This is a genomic window from uncultured Fluviicola sp., from assembly GCF_902168135.1.
Lineage (GTDB): Bacteria > Bacteroidota > Bacteroidia > Flavobacteriales_D > Crocinitomicaceae > Fluviicola.
On record NZ_CABHOL010000025.1, the window covers coordinates 46,262 to 62,129 of the forward strand.

Sequence of the window (15,868 nt, forward strand, 5' to 3'; positions counted from 1 at the left end):
AAACAACAACGAAACTTTTATTTAAAGTTTTCGTACATTCGGCATAGTTATTGGTTTTACCCATTCAACGAAATTAAATATTATGAAAAAGCTTGTTCTGATTGGTGCTCTTCTTACTACCAAATTACTGGTTGCACAAGCACCGGAATACAACGATTTGCGCATTCTTTTTGCGGACGGTGACTATGAAAAACTGGTTCGTGCGTCTGAAAAATATACCATGAATGACAAAACAAAGAGCGATCCCCTGCCGCACATGTGGATGGGAAGAGGTCTTTACAAAGTTTCTTTAAGCGGTTCCGATGACGAAAAGTATAAAAATGCTTACAAAGAAGCGATCGGAGAAGTTGGGAAAAGTATCAAGTACGATAAAGACGGAAGCGTTCAGGCTGAATACGCTGAATTTTATGATGAATTCAAGAATAGCCTGGTGGAAATGATTAGAAATGAAATTGATGTAAAAGATTACAGGAAAGCTTCCACTTGGATTATCAAATTCTATAAAATCAATATGTCGAGTATCGGTGCAAAATACCTGGACGGTGTTTGTAAATACCGAAATTCAGACAAAGGTGGTGCAAACACTGCATGGAAAGGAGCTGAAACAATGCTGAAAAACGTTACGGATATTTCCGGCTGGGATCAGGCTGAAAAAGACCTCTTGATGATGGGAGTGATCCAAACTGCAGAATGTTACCTGAGCGCTAAGCAGACGGATAAAGCGAAAGCTGTGATGGGTAAAGTTGCTCAGTGGTATGAAAACAACGAAGACTTTAAAGCAAAATACGATCAGATTGTCAATTGATTTGAACCAAATTGAATAACCGGGCCGTGATGAATCACGGCCCGATTTGTTTCTATTAACATTGACCGGAGGATATCTCCTAAATTTCTTTAGCCGGAAACGCAGTAATAAGCCCTAACTTTGGAATATGAAGAAGTATCTTACACCTTTCAGAAACAAATACATCCTTGCTTTGTGCCTTTTCACGGTGTACAATTTGTTTTTGGACGAGGTGGATATCTTTACCATCATCAATCAAAATAAAAAGCTCTCGGAGCTTCGTTCAGCGCAATCTGAAATGAACCTGAAACTGAGGGATACGAAATACATCCTTTCACAGATCAAGGACCCTTCTTACCTCGAAAAACTAGCACGAGAAGACAAATACTTCAAGAAAGACAACGAAGATATTTTTGTGATCACGTATAAATGATGTTCAAAAGGTTAAAGCGTTCAAAACAATTACATAGTTTAAAGCAACATTTGAACATTTCTGACAATTAATCCAATTCCACGATCTTCGGCTGTTGATTAAAATACTGCTGTTCCTGGTAATTCACCACCTTCACCCCGGGAAAATAATACAAAGCTATTTGCACATAATTGAACCCGAATTTAGCCATTTTCATAGCTCCTTCCTGGCATAGACCTACTCCATGCCCATAACCACGGCCGCGCAAAACCACCTCCGTTCCTTCCGGATAACAATTGAAAAACGTGGATTTCAATTTAAAATGTTCCCGGATATCTCTCAAAGGAATTCCAAGCCAGGGATACTGGTAAAAAGCGCATCGATCGGTTTGATTGAAGGTGTAGATCATTGGCCCCAGCACGGAATCATTGACAGGATAATGAAAAGCCGTTACCAGGTACTCCATCCAGTCTGTCTGCGGAATCCGTTTTTCCCAGGTAGCCTGCTTGGTATAAATGCAAAACGTATCTTTAAAAGTACTCAGGTAGGGAATTTTGTTGTTCCATACATAATCCGGTTCAGAGGTCTGACCACCGCAGTTGGCATGAAAATAAGCATCTACCAAATGTCCCTGCTGGTCAACCATCACCATTCCTTCTGTTTTTAGAACTGCTGAGTCAATGATCGGATTCAGTCTCAACTGGTGGTGATAAGCCTGACAGTGAGTTCGGTCGCACAGATCAAATCCTTCTTTTTGATGCCTTGTTTTGTACTTTAAGGCATAGGTACGACTCATCAAAGCCTGAACTTTATAATATTCGATCCCTTTTCCTCCACCTCCTTCCGATTCTACAACACCGCTCAGATAATTATTAATATCCACCAGGTTGACGATTGTCAAAGCTCCGTTCAGAACGGTAATTTCAACATCGTCCTTGTATTTGCGTTCTTTAACCGCAGGTGTTTTTGTGGAATATACCAAGGAATTATTCAGTTTCGTGGCAACCAGAAGCACTTTGGAAACGACAGCTACTTCATTTACCCCCACTTTCAGCGAGATCAGATTATTAGCTGTAACGGAAAGCTCCACGAATTCACTGGGTAAAAGCGTTGTGAACTGCGTCGTGTCACCAAACACATTGTAACTTCCTTCTGAATAAGCAAAGACAATCCGTTGTACGGAATAATCACGCAAAACGCCTATCCGCATTTGCTGAGAAAATACGAAACACGGAAAAATGAACCCTATGAGCACGAATAAGCGCAACATCCTACAAAATTAGTTCTGTACCAAACTGAAATGGGCTCGAACTCAAATAGTTTTCAACACTGATTGTGCAACTTTCTTCGATGCACCACCCTTACCTAACATATTCTTTAGTTCGGTATAGTCTTTTAGTACCTGTTCACGCTTGCTTCCGCCTTTAATTACCAGTGACAGCTCTTTCGCCAAACGTTCTGTTGTACATTCATTCTGGATCAATTCCGTAACTGATTCCTTGTCCAGGATCAGGTTTACCAATGAAATATATTTCACGTTCACTAATCTTTTGGCTATTTGATATGAAATTGCATTTCCAATGTAACAAACCACTTCGGGAATCTCGAACAGACCGGTTTCAAGTGTAGCAGTTCCGGAAGTCACCACAGCTGCTTCGGATTGCTGCAGCAAGGGGTAAGTCTGGCCATACACGACATCCACAGCCTTATCGCCGATCAACTCTTTGTAAATGGCAATATCCATGTTAGGTGCCCCGGCAATCACGAATTGATACTGCGGGAACAAGTCCACCAAAGGAAGCATGACAGGCAATTTCGTACGAAGTTCCTGTTTCCTGGAGCCCGGAAGCATCGCAATAATCGGTTTATACGTTGGAGTAATTTGCAGTTCCTGTTTCGGGAGCTGCTGGTATTGTTCTATTTCATCCAATAGAGGGTGACCAACGTACTCCACATCATAATTGTACCTTTTGTAAAAGTCCGCTTCAAACGGAAGAATGCAGAATAGTTTGAAAACATCTCTTTTAATCTTGTGCACGCGATTTTCCTTCCATGCCCACACTGTCGGAGAAATGTAATAGTAAACCTTGATATTATTTTTCTTTGCCCACTCAGCGATTCTCATGTTGAAGCCCGGGTAATCAATCAACAGCAAGGCATCCGGTTTGAATGTGAGAATATCTTCTTTGCAGAACCGTATATTTCGAAGAATCGTCGGCAGGTTCATCAACACCTCCACAAACCCCATAAACGCCAGTTCACGAATGTGCTTTGCCATGGTTCCACCGACCGCCTGCATCTTATCTCCACCCCAAAAACGAATATCGAGATCAGGCTGCTCCACATACAACTCCTTCATCACATTTGCTCCATGCAAATCCCCGGATGCTTCCCCCGAAATGATATACAGTTTTTTACTCATTATCGAATTAAGTTGACATAAATAATAAACGGCAGGAACAAAGCAGATCCGACAATAATCCCACGTGCCAGGTCATAACGTTCCTTATTCAGGAACACATAAAACCAAACCAGATTCGGGATTATCGAAAGCGAAAGGAATTTGCTCATAACATTCAGATCGATGAAAAAGCGGTCCCAAAACAGCGAAAACGGATAATGCTGTGCCCAGGAAATGATCCATATAGTCAGCGGAACACAGATAAACGGAGAAAGGATGCCGATGAGCATTCCTACTGTTGTACGTGCATTCCAGTTAAATCTTTTTTTCATTAGAATATCTTTTTCAAATCAGCAATCGTTTGGTGAGCTGTCAGATCAAATTGAGTCGGTACAATAGTCGCATACCCCTGATCTAAAAAATGTAAATCCGTATCCGTAGCATCTTCGCGGGAATCAAATGTACCGGTCAGCCAATAGTAAGGTCTTCCGAACTGATCCATGCGTTTATCGAAACGGTCTTCCCAAAAAGCATAAGCTTGTCTGCAGACTTCAATTCCCTTCAAGGCTTCCACGGGCCCTTTCGGAATATTTACATTCAGGCAAACCCCCTGCGGTAATCCATGTGCAAGGATTTGAGGAATAACTTGTCTTGCCACATACATGGAAGCAGAAAAATCCGCATCGGGGTCAAAATCACCGTACGAAAAACCGATGCTTGGAATGTGTTCCATAGCAGCCTCAACCGCAGCCGACATCGTTCCGGAATACAAAACATTCGTAGAAGAATTTAATCCATGATTGATTCCCGAAAGGATTAAATCCGGTTTGCGGTGCAATACTTCATAAACTCCAAGCTTTACACAGTCAACAGGTGTACCGCTGCAGGAATACGCTTCAATTCCTTCAAAAATATCTGAACGGAATAATCTCAACGGATGTGAAATAGTGATGGCATGGCCCATTCCTGATTGCGGTTTGTCGGGCGCTATTACCACTACATCTCCAAACTCCTGAGCAACAGTAACTAAAGAAGCTATTCCTTTTGCATGCAGACTGTCATCGTTGGTTACGAAAATGAGCGGGCGATTCGAATTTTTCATTGAAAACAAAGATACATTTTTAGTTTCTCACTGGTTTAACCTGAAATGCTAAAGTTTTGAAAAGTAACAACGGGGCTTCGACTCCGCTCAGCCACCGTTAATGAATTTCATTCAAAACGGACCGAACAAGGTAACTGAGCGGAGTCGAAGGCACCTTATTCTATTACAAAGCTAACGATCTTCTTTCCACGGCTTCCAACCACAATCCGATTTCCCCAGGCAACCGGGGAGGATTCCCAAACACAGTCGGTTTTTCGCTTCACAATGATCTTGCCGCTCAATCCGTCCACCAGGTAAATCGTTCCATAGACATCTGTGAAGAAAATATAGCAGTTTCCTGCTTTGTCGTAAAGATCTATCGGGGAAGCCCAGCTGTAATAATCCATCGGAATGGAAAACTTTTCCTTTCCTGTAGTTTTATCGATAGCTACGAATTCTCCTGCCAAAGTACCGTTCACACGAGAGAAAATCCCGTAAACCAGTTTGCCTGCCTTTTTCTTTCCGGGTAAAACAGAAGCCAGGACACCTCCTGAATTGACGCGTCCGTTGAGCCTGGTATTGGTTGATTTCCGGGAAACGTCCCAAATCTCTTTACCGGTCAGTCCGTCAATCTTGCGAATATGTGCCGTACCGGCCTCACCTTGCTTATCTACTTCGTTCCCGGTATACAAATACGGATGATTGTCTTCCTGCAGATCGATTACCATAGAAGCATCCGTATCATCGTAATTATCCAGGTACCAGACAGGTTTCATGGTCATCAGGTTCATACAGAATACATTTCCGCCGTTATCCCCGAACCAGCCCAGGTTATTCCAGGCACCAAAACTCGATTCAATCCCCAAATCCGGGTGTTTTTGAATCTGGTAATTGAAAATAAATGGTTTCGGGATTTCTTTCCCTTTCGCAATTTTGGTCTTGTAGATCTGGCCGTTCTCAGAAGGATGGAACCAATATCCCGTTTTTGCATCTACCAGGGAGTTGCTGTCAAATGCACCCCAGGCTCTTCGTGCTTTCGGATCCAAACCATTCCGGAAGAAGATTTCCTTACCGGTAAACAGGTTGAAAATGTAAGAACCGAAACGTTCCCCGTTCTTAATTCCTTGTCCTACATAGAGCAAACCATTCATTCTAGGATCTACGGATACAGTTCCCTTGATCGGATTTTCAATCGTCACATGCGGACGAGTTGCTTTCCCGGTCTTCCAATCGATGAAATAAATATCCCCGCACAAACTTCCTACAATTACTTCCCGGAAATTCTTCTGGTTCACATATTTCGGGTTTATTCCGTAAAGACGTTTTGCAATATTCTTCGGCCACTTAACCACCAACGGTTGGCCGGTCCAGCCCGAACCGCCACCCCAGGAACCGTATTCGGTCGTTCTTCCGTCGTAACCCGTCGTAAATTCCCAATCCAGGCGAATGTCTTTTGGCCTTCCCTTCAGTATTCCGCGTGTCGGGGCATTGCGTTGGGCATTTCCCCTGAAACAAAAAATTCCGTTCTCCGAATTGTAATCATCCGTGAAAAGAATTTCTTCTTCCGGATCGTGTGCTTCCGGATTATACGTTCGCACGTCAAACATCGAAACATCCGATTCTTCGGGGTATTGGACCTTCCAGGTCGCACCTCCGTCCAACATATTCTCTACGAATTCAGGAAGTATGCGCATTTCCGGTTTTACGTAATGTAAGGTAATCCCGGTTCCCAGGTAACCAACCAGGAAAACAATTCCGTAAGCAACAACTAATTTAAAGGCTTTGATCACTTTACAAATTTCGTTGAAATCAGGAGCTGAAAGTTCAGTAATTTGGAATAGTTATAAAGTTTCAGCTGTTAATTCGCAAACAGAATCACGAATCATTGGAAAAGTAAAAAAGCCATCCCTCTCAGAAGAGAGGAACGGCTTTTCAAATGTGTTATTTGCTGTGATTTAAAATCAGTGCTTTACAACACTTACTTTGCGGATAGTTGTTTCACCGTCCATAGTGATCTCAACCAAAATCATTTCATCTGAAACCATTGGCGGAATAGGCATTTTAAGCCGTTGTTGTCCCGCTTGGGCGTCGATCGATTGATTTAGGAATACTTTACCATCTATTGTTTTGAAGGTAATGTTTACGGTTCCCGCGTCTTTCGTTGTGAAATCGATATTGAGCTCCGTACTGGCCGGATTTGGATAAAGCTTTAACGACTCTTCCATTGTTGGACTTGGCTGAGAAATTGTCTGTGGATTGGGTGGCGTTGAATTACAATTGCTTACAACGATATCCTTACAGATCATTTTTTCACACTTCTGTCCGTTTGGCTTCGTAACAACGATCAGTACACAAACATGGTAAGTACCATTTCCTCCGGCTGTATAGTTAATTACAGGACCTGAACCCGCATACGAACCATTCACTGTCCAACTATAGCTTGTTGGAACCGATGAATTCATCATACACTGCGGAATCTGCGGTTGTGCAACAAGGTTGATATTACATTTGTCAACCTGGAAATTAATTATTCCATTCAATAGACTGCAAGGGCATCCACAACCAACTACATCAATCGTTTTGCATGATTCGGTCTGGCATACTTGTCCATTGGTAAGAACAGTAGTAAGCACCATACAAACTGTGTGAGTACCATTTCCTGCTACCGGCATAGAGAATGGTGTTCCGGAACCAACGTACAGACCATCTACATACCAGTCAATCGAGTAGCTTTGTATACATGGAGTCTGATTAAAAAATCCGTTGAAGTAAGCGGTGCATTGAGCAATCTGCCAATTAAATCCTGCTACTATGTCACTGCAATTGCATTGATCACAATCCGTTATCACAATGTCTTTGCACAGTTCTTTGTGACACAGGGTCCCATCAGGTAAAGTTACCGTAACAAATAGACAGATTGTGTAAGTTCCATTAGCCGGAGCAGTCCAAACGAAATTTTGTCCGCTTCCTACAGGTGAACCATTTACATACCATTCGTATTGGTAATTGGACATACAATTAGGACCATAAGCGTCTCCTAGTAGTTCCACATTACACTGGTTTATCAGGTATTCGAAATTGGTCTGTAACTGTTGACAGTTGCATTCATCACAATCTTTCACGTCAACCAGCTTACATACTTCTTTCAAACATTTCTGTCCATTTGGCATAATTGTAGTTACTGTCAGGCAAACATTGTAGACACCATTCGCTGGGAAAGTATAATTAAATACCGGACCCGAACCAACGTAAACACCATTTACCGACCAATTCCATCCAGTAATCTGCATACAGGCAGGAAGTCCTACGAGGCCAGTGAAATTCCCGACGCAATTATCTAAGAAGTGATCAAAACCTATCTCAAGCTGATCACAATTACAAGGATCACAGTCTTTCACCTTAACGATTTTACAGAATTCCTTCGTACAAGGACTTCCATCCGGCATAATGGTAGTTACCTGCAGACAAATGTTATATGGTCCGTTAGCAGGGAAAGTATAAATCAGATTTGGTCCTGTTCCCGAAGGAAGTCCATTGACATACCATTGATACGTAAATTGTGTCATACATGGTGGAGCCAGAACTGCGGCATCGAAATGACCTTCGCAGTTTACGATGTTGAAGTTGAATGACGGTTGAAGTTGATTACAATTACATTCTTCACAATCATTTATTTCGACCAACTGACATATTTCTTTGTAACATACTGTTCCATCATTTAAAGTCGCTGTAATAAACAAACAGACATTATAGAATCCATTCGAAGTGAACGTGTGACTAAAGTTTTGTCCGGTTCCCACAGGTAAGCCATCCACATACCATTCATAATTGATATCTTTAATACAACAAGGTAACGAAGGATCTGCTACGAATTGGGCGATGCACTTATCAACCGTAAAAGTAAAATGAGGTATGACCAGATCACAACTGCAAGGGTTGCAATCAATGTTTACCGTACGACAGGATTCCCTTATGCAAGTCGTTCCATCAGCTAAAGTTACGGTTACAACCATGCAGACAGTATGCGGACCGTTGGTTAAGAATGCATAATTGAATGTCGATCCAAATCCAGCTGAAACTCCATCGATAATCCATTCAATCTGAGTCGAAGTGTTAGCACAGTTAGGGTTAATCATCCCAGTGAATGTAGTAATACAATCAGCAGATGTTGTGTACGTAAATTCAGGATGAATGTTTTCACATGTGCAAGGATTATCGTTGCAATCTACGTCGATTGAACCTGACAGAATAAAAGCTCCAACATTGTCTACAAAATTAACAACGCATTCAATGGTCCATGTTCCGGCGGCTGGCGACGCAACCGTATAACCAATCGGCGGACTTACCATGTAAGGCGCGGATGGGGGAACAGTAAGCGGAATAGGAGTTCCGGCACCCGGCGGAACTAGCTGGATTGAAACCAAAACGTCATCCCAGGCGATACCAAAATTTGTGGTAAAACTGGTGGTTCCGGCTGCAATGTTAAAGGTCCGTGAGAACGTATAATTTCCAGCTGCATTGTTAAAAATCGTGCCTGAACCATTGATCCAGCAAGCATTTGTTACCGCTACAGGCGTTACTTGCCAATAAGGAAGGTAGCTTTGTACACGTTTTGCAGCCGGCCCAACCGGACCCGAACTGATTGTCCAGAAAGGATCGGTTGCACCGATGGCAATTGCATTTCCCGCAGCATCAATTCCAGTACTGACATTGATATCCGGGCAAGGTCCCCCAGCACTGGTCTGAGCGGTTAAATTGTTTCCTGCACAATAAAGCAGCACGAAACAGACTAATTTTAGAAATTGTTTCATAAGATGTAAAAGTAAATAGTGTGTAATAAAACTGTTAGTAGTTATTTTTTTAACATTGAAATGTTCAAGACGAGTCGATGTGGATTCTTTCCATGGCGTGAATAGTTATTCGTGAGAAGGCTAATATACAGCATGTTAGAAGTGTTTTCATCACTGTTCAAAAGTTTAACATTTAAGAAAGCTTCGTACTTGATACGTTTTTCATTTACTAAGTAGATTCCACGCCACAAAATGAATACTCCATGTCCACGATCCCTTCATACCAACAGTGTTTTAAATAACATATTTAGTGATTTTGGCAAATTTATTTCACAAAACACTCCCGTTTAAGTCACATAAATGCTTTGCCCTCGTCTTAAATTCTGTTTGAACAAAAATTCAAAAACCGCGTGGGAAATTATTGCTGAATTTGCCTTAAACTTGTACTTCACAATTCTTAAAGATTATGCTTACTCCGGAATCCGATAAAAAATTGTTCCTCTTAGATGCTTTTGCTTTGATTTACAGGGCATATTTTGCTTTTGCCAAAAATCCAAGAGTTAATTCAAAAGGACAAAACACATCCGCCGCTTTTGGGTTCACCAATGTGTTGATCGATATCCTGAACAAGGAGAAACCATCACACATCGCAGTTGTTTTTGATCCTCCAGGAGGTGCAACCAACCGAAACGTGGATTTCGCAGACTACAAAGCGCACAGAGAAGAAATGCCCGAAGACATCCGCAGCATGATCGAACCCATCAAACGCATTATTGAAGCTTTCCGCATCCCGATGTATGTCGTGGAAGGTTACGAAGCGGATGATTTGATCGGAACATTAGCCAAAAAAGCGGAAAAAGAAGGGTTCATTACTTACATGATGACACCGGACAAGGATTTCGGTCAGTTGGTAAGCGAAAATATTTTCATTTACAAACCAGGCCGTGGTGGAGATCCGGCTACGGTGATGGGCGTAAAAGAAGTTTGTGAAAAGTTTGAAGTGAAAGATCCGTTGCAGGTTATAGATATTCTTGGACTATGGGGTGATGCAGCCGACAATATTCCGGGAATTCCGGGAGTTGGTGAGAAAACAGCCAAAAAATTGATCGCTGATTATGGTTCCATGGAGGGGGTTTTTGAGAACGTAGAATCCCTCAAAGGGAAAATGAAGGAAAACATGATCAATTTCAAGGAACAGGGAATCATTTCCAAACTCCTTGCAACAATTATCCTGGACTCACCGGTGGAATTCAATCCTGAAGAATTGAAGTACCAGGAACCGGATAAAAACCTCATCCTGGATATTTTTACAGACCTGGAATTCCGCAACCTGGCAAAACGTGTAACCGGAGAAGAGATTGTCGTTACTTCTGCAGGGGTGGATGAAAATGGTCAACTCGACCTTTTCGGTACTCAAAGTTTGGTAGAAGTACAACAGGCACAGCCTACAAGCGGTGTGAAAACAATTGCAACTGAAAAAGCAGCATACCATCTGGTTACTTTGCCAGAAGAACGTAAAGCTTTACTAACTAAATTGCTCAAGCAGACATCCGTTTGTTTCGACACGGAAACAACCGACGTAAATGCCCTGCATGCGGATTTGGTCGGAATGTCTTTTTCATTCCAGGCACGTGAGGCTTATTACGTTGCCGTTCCGAAAGACAGGGCTGAAGCACAGGCAATTGTAGACGAATTCAAACCCTTCTTCGAAAGTGAGAAAATCGAAAAGATCGCTCACAACATGAAATACGACATGCAGGTACTGCATCGTTATGGAGTAGCTTTCGCAGGACCGTTATTCGACACCATGATTGCTCATTACCTGATCCAACCGGAATCCAAACAAGGAATGGACTTCCTGGCGGAATATTACCTGAACTACACACCTATCAGCATCGAAACCCTGATCGGGAAGAAAGGAAAAGGCCAGGGAAATATGGGCGATCTTCCTCCGGAGGCAATCTGTGATTATGCGTGCGAAGATGCGGATATAACCTTCCAGTTAAAACAATTATTCGGGCCGCAGATCGAAAAGGAACATTTGAAAAAATTGTTCTACGAAATGGAGATGCCGCTGGTTTCTGTCCTTGCAAAAATGGAAGAAGAAGGAGTTGCCATAGACATTCCTCACCTGGAAGCATATTCCAAACAACTGGCAGATGAAACCGCAGCTTTGGAAATCCGTATCAAGGAATTGGCCGGAATGGATTTCAATGTGGATTCCCCGAAACAATTGGGAGACGTTTTGTTCGAACACATGAAGATTTCCTCGAAAGCTAAAAAGACGAAAACCGGTCAATATGCCACATCCGAAGATATTTTGCAGCAGCATAAGAACGACCATGAGATCATTCCATGCATTTTGGATTATCGCCAGATGAAAAAACTGAAATCTACCTACGTGGATCCGCTTCCGACTATGAAAGATCCGGTTGACGGAAGAGTTCACACCAGCTACATGCAGACAGTTACTGCAACGGGGCGTTTAAGTTCCAACAATCCGAACTTACAGAACATTCCGATCCGCAGTGAACGTGGAAAAGAGATCCGCAAAGCATTTATTGCCCGTTCGGAAGATTACCAGTTAATGTCGGCCGATTATTCCCAGATCGAATTGCGCATCATCGCAGCTTTGGCAAACGATGAGAACATGATCCGGGCATTTAAGGACAAAGTGGACATTCACCGGGCAACAGCTGCAAAAGTATTCCATGTGGAGCTGGATGAAGTGACAAAAGACCAGCGCAGCGCGGCAAAAGCAGTGAACTTCGGAATCATTTACGGACAGTCGGCATTTGGTCTTTCCCAAAATCTTGGAATCAGCCGAACAGAAGCAAAACAGATCATTGATTCGTACTTTGCGCAATATTCAACGATCAAAACGTACATGGACAAAGCGGTAAAAGATGCCCGGGAGAACGGATATGTGGAAACGATCATGCAGCGCCGCCGTTATTTACCGGATATCAATTCGGCAAATGCGGTTGTAAGAGGTTTTGCAGAACGAAATGCCGTTAACGCGCCGATACAGGGATCTGCAGCTGATATCGTGAAATTGGCAATGGTTGCGGTTGACAAAGCCATGACCAAAGCAAACGTTCAATCCAAAATGATTCTGCAGGTACACGATGAATTGGTTTTTGATGTACATAAAGACGAGCAGGAACTCATTAAAGCACTGGTAAAAGAAGCCATGGAAACAGCAGTTTCATTAGCAGTCCCGATGGAAGTAGAAATGGAATTAGCAAACAATTGGCTGGATGCGCATTAAAAACATTCTTTTTCTTGAGGTCATCTTTTGCATGATCCTGGTATCCGGAAATGCCTTCTCACAGCAAAATTTCGGTCTCAGCTGTGCGGGGAACTGGAAAGGAACCATGCATATTTACAGTGAAGGTCTTTTGACAGATAGTGTTCCTGTTATTTTAGAAGTCAGGCAACAGGATGATTCCGTGTTCCGCTGGAAAATGGAATATGTATCGAAAAAAAATCCAATGGTAAAGGACTATCATTTGGTTTATAAAGGAGGAAACTATTACCAAATTGATGAGGGTTATGGAATTAAACTCGACTCATATCTATTCGGTAACCGGCTCGTTTCAGTCTTCGAAACAGAAGGAATCCTGTTGACTTCGGTCTATGAACGGAACAAAGACGAATTGTACTTTGAAGTAACCTCAGGCACCAAAGAAAAATCCGATGCAGAAGTTCAATCTTACCATGTAAGATTCTTGCAAAACGTTCGGTTTAAAAGGGATTAAAACCAAAAAAGGAGCTGACAAGAACGTTTTTCATAGGAAACAGTTTGTCAGCTCCTTTAACAATTATCGTGCTAAGATCAGAATTTCTCCACCCGAACAGTTTCAGTTCCGTTTTGAGTTTGGACTTTCATCACATACAATCCTTTATTCAGACTGCTGATATCCAAATCGACCTCGTTCTTGTTTTCCAATGATTTCGTGTAAACCACCTTGCCGCTTAAATCAACTAGTTCGATGCGCTGAATTCCTGAATTTGCATGCTTAACCGTCAATGCTCCTTTACTTGGATTCGGGTAAACCTGCACGTGAACTCCGGCTTTATTTTCAGCCAATCCGAGTGTACACTCAAAAGGAATATTGAATGCTTCCACCTGATCATTACGATCATTCGGATCTCCCTGGTCTGCAGAAAGCCCTACTCCTCTTCTGGCAAACACTTCCCAGATCAGGCATTTGTTCGCACCGCCATAAAGCACCTGGTCTGCCGCAAGAATTCCGTCACGGCCATCCACAAAGCCTGGTCCGCAATTCGTCATTTTCAGTCCTTCGATGACCAAATGCATCGCTCTGTTATTTCCTCCCGTTCCTGTTTTTAGATTCGGGTCAAAACCATACTCATCGATCAATGCCCAGTTCAAATCCCAAAGAATGCTCGCCCAAACAAACCCGATTCCATGAGGCATGGATAAAGAGTTGCTGTTTGTATTCCCGTAAGTATAATCGTTAATCGCGAAATCAGTTGAATAGCGTGCCGGACGAATTCCGCCACCGTTATTCGGTTCGTTTGTTACATAAGTTCCCACTCCTCTTCCATCTGTTCCCAGATCAGAAGCGGTCTGAGTAATCATCAATCCGAACCAATCGGACCAGCCCTCTCCCATTTGCTCATCATTCCACAAACAATCCGTCATATCTGCTCCTCCGACCAAACGGGTAGAAATTCCATGTCCGTATTCGTGGGCAATGATCATATTGTCAAAATCAGAATCTGTTGCTGTCAGGTCGCCCGGATTTACAATTGTTCCGTTCAATGTATTGCCCAGGTTAATCTGGTTCACAAATGCATCTCCGTTCGGTTTGGAAACCATGATAGCAGGAATTGTTTCAATTCCCGTACCGCCACCCATTGCCTGGGTACCTGTTCCGGTATTGTTCATCACAATTACTGCAACTGCTCCAAAGTCCTGGCAGGCAACTACTTTATCAGCGAAATTACAATTTCCCCTGCGCACCAGGGCAATCTTTCCTGCAAGAGCTGCTCCGTTTGTGATCACATCACATCCGTCTGTAGTATCGGTTCCGCCATCTTCCACCAAAACAATATCTTCCGTAATCGGAGTCATTGGAACCGGTGGACCAAATCCGGCTGTTGAACAGGTATAAGATCCTGAAATTCCTGCCGGTGCATTGATTGTCAGCAGATCCGGAACATTGCTTTCCGTCCACAAATACATTTGCATCCAGGGACTTGAGCCTTCCGGTGGTGTTGCGAAATTCGCATTATTCGTTCCGCTTCCATCCTGGGCTTCCCCCATGACCGGGTCTAATCCAAGCCCAGAACCGGAATAGTTTGTTTCCTGGAAATTCCCGCTTTCTTCGTCAAAACCATAATGCGCCCAAATATCGTGCATCATGTTGTTCATGTAGAACAGGTTTGTGATCGCCGCATCCAGGTTCCCCTGAACACCTACCAGTGAATCATACGGGAAAACGAAATCCAGCGCAGATCCGCCATCCGGTGAATAACCCGGCATATCGTCGTTATCAACATCATCGTAAGCATATACGTTGTTCCCTCTTGTGATCGTATACTCATCACCTGCTATTCCGTCTGTATCGTGCCATCCGAACGGAGAATAAGTCGCATCCGAAGGATTGGTAACGATTACGCGATCCCCGTGTGCCGGACTGATATTCGGTAAAGCATATACCTGGTACTGATCTGCACCCGGAGGCGGGGGCGGAACCATCATGGATGGAGCCGCGTGGTGATTTTCAGCAGAACAATGTTCTACCGAGCAATGTGTAACCCAGTCATTTTGGAAAAGTACTTCACCTGTTTCCGCATTGATTCTCATTGACCACCAATGCTGCGAATTCAAGGGAGAAATACTCAGGTCCCAAATGTAAAGCAATTGTCCGTTGTAATTTCCGAGAAACAATTTCACAGGGATGTCCACCTTCGAAATCCCGGCTTTTGCGAAAAGGAAACTGTTACCGGTACTCTGAAGCTGTTTTAGGTCATTTTTCGGCAGGTCCAGATGTTTCATAGCTGCTGTTACTGCTTCTGCCGCACTCAATGCAGTATGATTAACAGGATCCGAAACAGCAACAAAATCAGATGTGACGTGGATCACTTCATTGTTGCGCATCGTAACGATCCCAAATCCGTCGATAATGGAAACACCATTTTTCGTTTGGCGCACTTTTACGTGTTTGGTATTCGAAGCTTTTGAAGAAGCGCTGGAAACAATTTCCAGGTTAGCAAGGTCCGTAGATTTTAAGTTCCAGCTGTCTGCATGTTCCTGCAAATAACGCTGAATAGAGGCTGTTTCATTTTGTCCGAGACCAACATTCAGGATTGCCAGGAACAAAAAAGAGGAGAGTAGCTTTTTCATTTTCAGTTTTTTAAGTAGCCC

Annotated in this window: 11 protein-coding genes; 4 read left to right on the top strand and 7 right to left on the bottom strand. The window is 42.9% G+C overall.

Going from position 1 to position 15,868, the window contains the following annotated elements:
- The first annotated feature begins 82 nt into the window (after window positions 1-82).
- Both QZT69_RS10680 and QZT69_RS10685 read left to right on the top strand, forming a co-directional pair.
- A complete protein-coding gene (locus QZT69_RS10680) occupies window positions 83-805 on the top strand; it encodes a hypothetical protein (protein ID WP_294673898.1) in 723 nt (240 codons plus the stop codon).
- Window positions 806-932: 127 nt separating this feature from the next.
- Complete coding sequence (locus tag QZT69_RS10685; protein ID WP_294673900.1) at window positions 933-1,217, top strand: septum formation initiator family protein; 285 nt, start codon at window positions 933-935, stop codon at window positions 1,215-1,217.
- 67 nt (window positions 1,218-1,284) lie between these two features.
- Here QZT69_RS10685 and QZT69_RS10690 read toward each other — a convergent pair whose 3' ends face one another.
- The 6 genes from QZT69_RS10690 to QZT69_RS10715 all read right to left on the bottom strand — a co-directional run bounded on the left by QZT69_RS10690 (window position 1,285) and on the right by QZT69_RS10715 (window position 9,489).
- The gene (locus QZT69_RS10690; protein ID WP_294673902.1) at window positions 1,285-2,466 is read right to left on the bottom strand and encodes a SpoIID/LytB domain-containing protein; all 1,182 of its coding nucleotides are present in this window, start codon (window positions 2,464-2,466) and stop codon (window positions 1,285-1,287) included.
- A gap of 42 nt (window positions 2,467-2,508) precedes the next feature.
- Window positions 2,509-3,618 (bottom strand): lipid-A-disaccharide synthase, encoded by a 1,110-nt coding sequence (gene lpxB / locus QZT69_RS10695; RefSeq protein ID WP_294673904.1) that lies wholly within the window; start codon window positions 3,616-3,618, stop codon window positions 2,509-2,511.
- Window positions 3,618-3,929: a hypothetical protein gene (locus QZT69_RS10700; RefSeq protein WP_294673906.1), complete on the bottom strand. Its 312-nt coding sequence runs from the start codon at window positions 3,927-3,929 to the stop codon at window positions 3,618-3,620. Before QZT69_RS10700 ends, lpxB begins: the two co-directional genes overlap by 1 nt.
- Entirely contained in the window at window positions 3,929-4,699 is a 771-nt protein-coding gene (gene surE / locus QZT69_RS10705; RefSeq protein WP_294673908.1) for a 5'/3'-nucleotidase SurE, read from the bottom strand. Before surE ends, QZT69_RS10700 begins: the two co-directional genes overlap by 1 nt.
- 155 nt (window positions 4,700-4,854) lie before the next feature.
- A complete protein-coding gene (locus QZT69_RS10710; protein WP_294673910.1) occupies window positions 4,855-6,468 on the bottom strand; it encodes a hypothetical protein in 1,614 nt (537 codons plus the stop codon).
- Between the two features lie 171 nt (window positions 6,469-6,639).
- A complete protein-coding gene (locus QZT69_RS10715) occupies window positions 6,640-9,489 on the bottom strand; it encodes a hypothetical protein (RefSeq protein WP_294673912.1) in 2,850 nt (949 codons plus the stop codon).
- A 445-nt stretch (window positions 9,490-9,934) separates the two neighbouring features.
- On the opposite strand from QZT69_RS10715, the gene polA reads away from it, so the two are divergent.
- Window positions 9,935-12,739 carry a DNA polymerase I gene (gene polA, locus QZT69_RS10720; RefSeq protein WP_294673914.1) on the top strand — a complete coding sequence of 935 codons (2,805 nt, stop codon included), beginning with the start codon at window positions 9,935-9,937 and terminating at the stop codon, window positions 12,737-12,739.
- Window positions 12,729-13,229, top strand: a complete 501-nt coding sequence (locus QZT69_RS10725; protein ID WP_294673916.1) for a hypothetical protein — start codon at window positions 12,729-12,731, stop codon at window positions 13,227-13,229. The genes polA and QZT69_RS10725 overlap by 11 nt, the downstream gene beginning before the upstream one ends.
- Window positions 13,230-13,306: 77 nt before the next feature.
- Here the strand turns inward: QZT69_RS10725 and QZT69_RS10730 are convergent, their stop codons facing one another.
- A complete protein-coding gene (locus tag QZT69_RS10730; RefSeq protein WP_294673917.1) occupies window positions 13,307-15,847 on the bottom strand; it encodes a T9SS-dependent M36 family metallopeptidase in 2,541 nt (846 codons plus the stop codon).
- Window positions 15,848-15,868: the final 21 nt, after the last annotated feature.

Excerpts from the sequence above, each read along its gene's own strand:
- QZT69_RS10715 (WP_294673912.1), bottom strand. The coding sequence starts at position 9,489 with ATGAAACAATTTCTAAAATTAGTCTGTTTCGTGCTGCTTTATTGTGCA.
- QZT69_RS10680 (WP_294673898.1), top strand. The coding sequence starts at position 83 with ATGAAAAAGCTTGTTCTGATTGGTGCTCTTCTTACTACCAAATTACTG.
- surE (WP_294673908.1), bottom strand. The coding sequence starts at position 4,699 with ATGAAAAATTCGAATCGCCCGCTCATTTTCGTAACCAACGATGACAGT.
- lpxB (WP_294673904.1), bottom strand. The coding sequence starts at position 3,618 with ATGAGTAAAAAACTGTATATCATTTCGGGGGAAGCATCCGGGGATTTG.
- QZT69_RS10700 (WP_294673906.1), bottom strand. The coding sequence starts at position 3,929 with ATGAAAAAAAGATTTAACTGGAATGCACGTACAACAGTAGGAATGCTC.
- QZT69_RS10685 (WP_294673900.1), top strand. The coding sequence starts at position 933 with ATGAAGAAGTATCTTACACCTTTCAGAAACAAATACATCCTTGCTTTG.
- QZT69_RS10690 (WP_294673902.1), bottom strand. The coding sequence starts at position 2,466 with ATGTTGCGCTTATTCGTGCTCATAGGGTTCATTTTTCCGTGTTTCGTA.
- QZT69_RS10730 (WP_294673917.1), bottom strand. The coding sequence starts at position 15,847 with ATGAAAAAGCTACTCTCCTCTTTTTTGTTCCTGGCAATCCTGAATGTT.
- QZT69_RS10725 (WP_294673916.1), top strand. The coding sequence starts at position 12,729 with ATGCGCATTAAAAACATTCTTTTTCTTGAGGTCATCTTTTGCATGATC.
- polA (WP_294673914.1), top strand. The coding sequence starts at position 9,935 with ATGCTTACTCCGGAATCCGATAAAAAATTGTTCCTCTTAGATGCTTTT.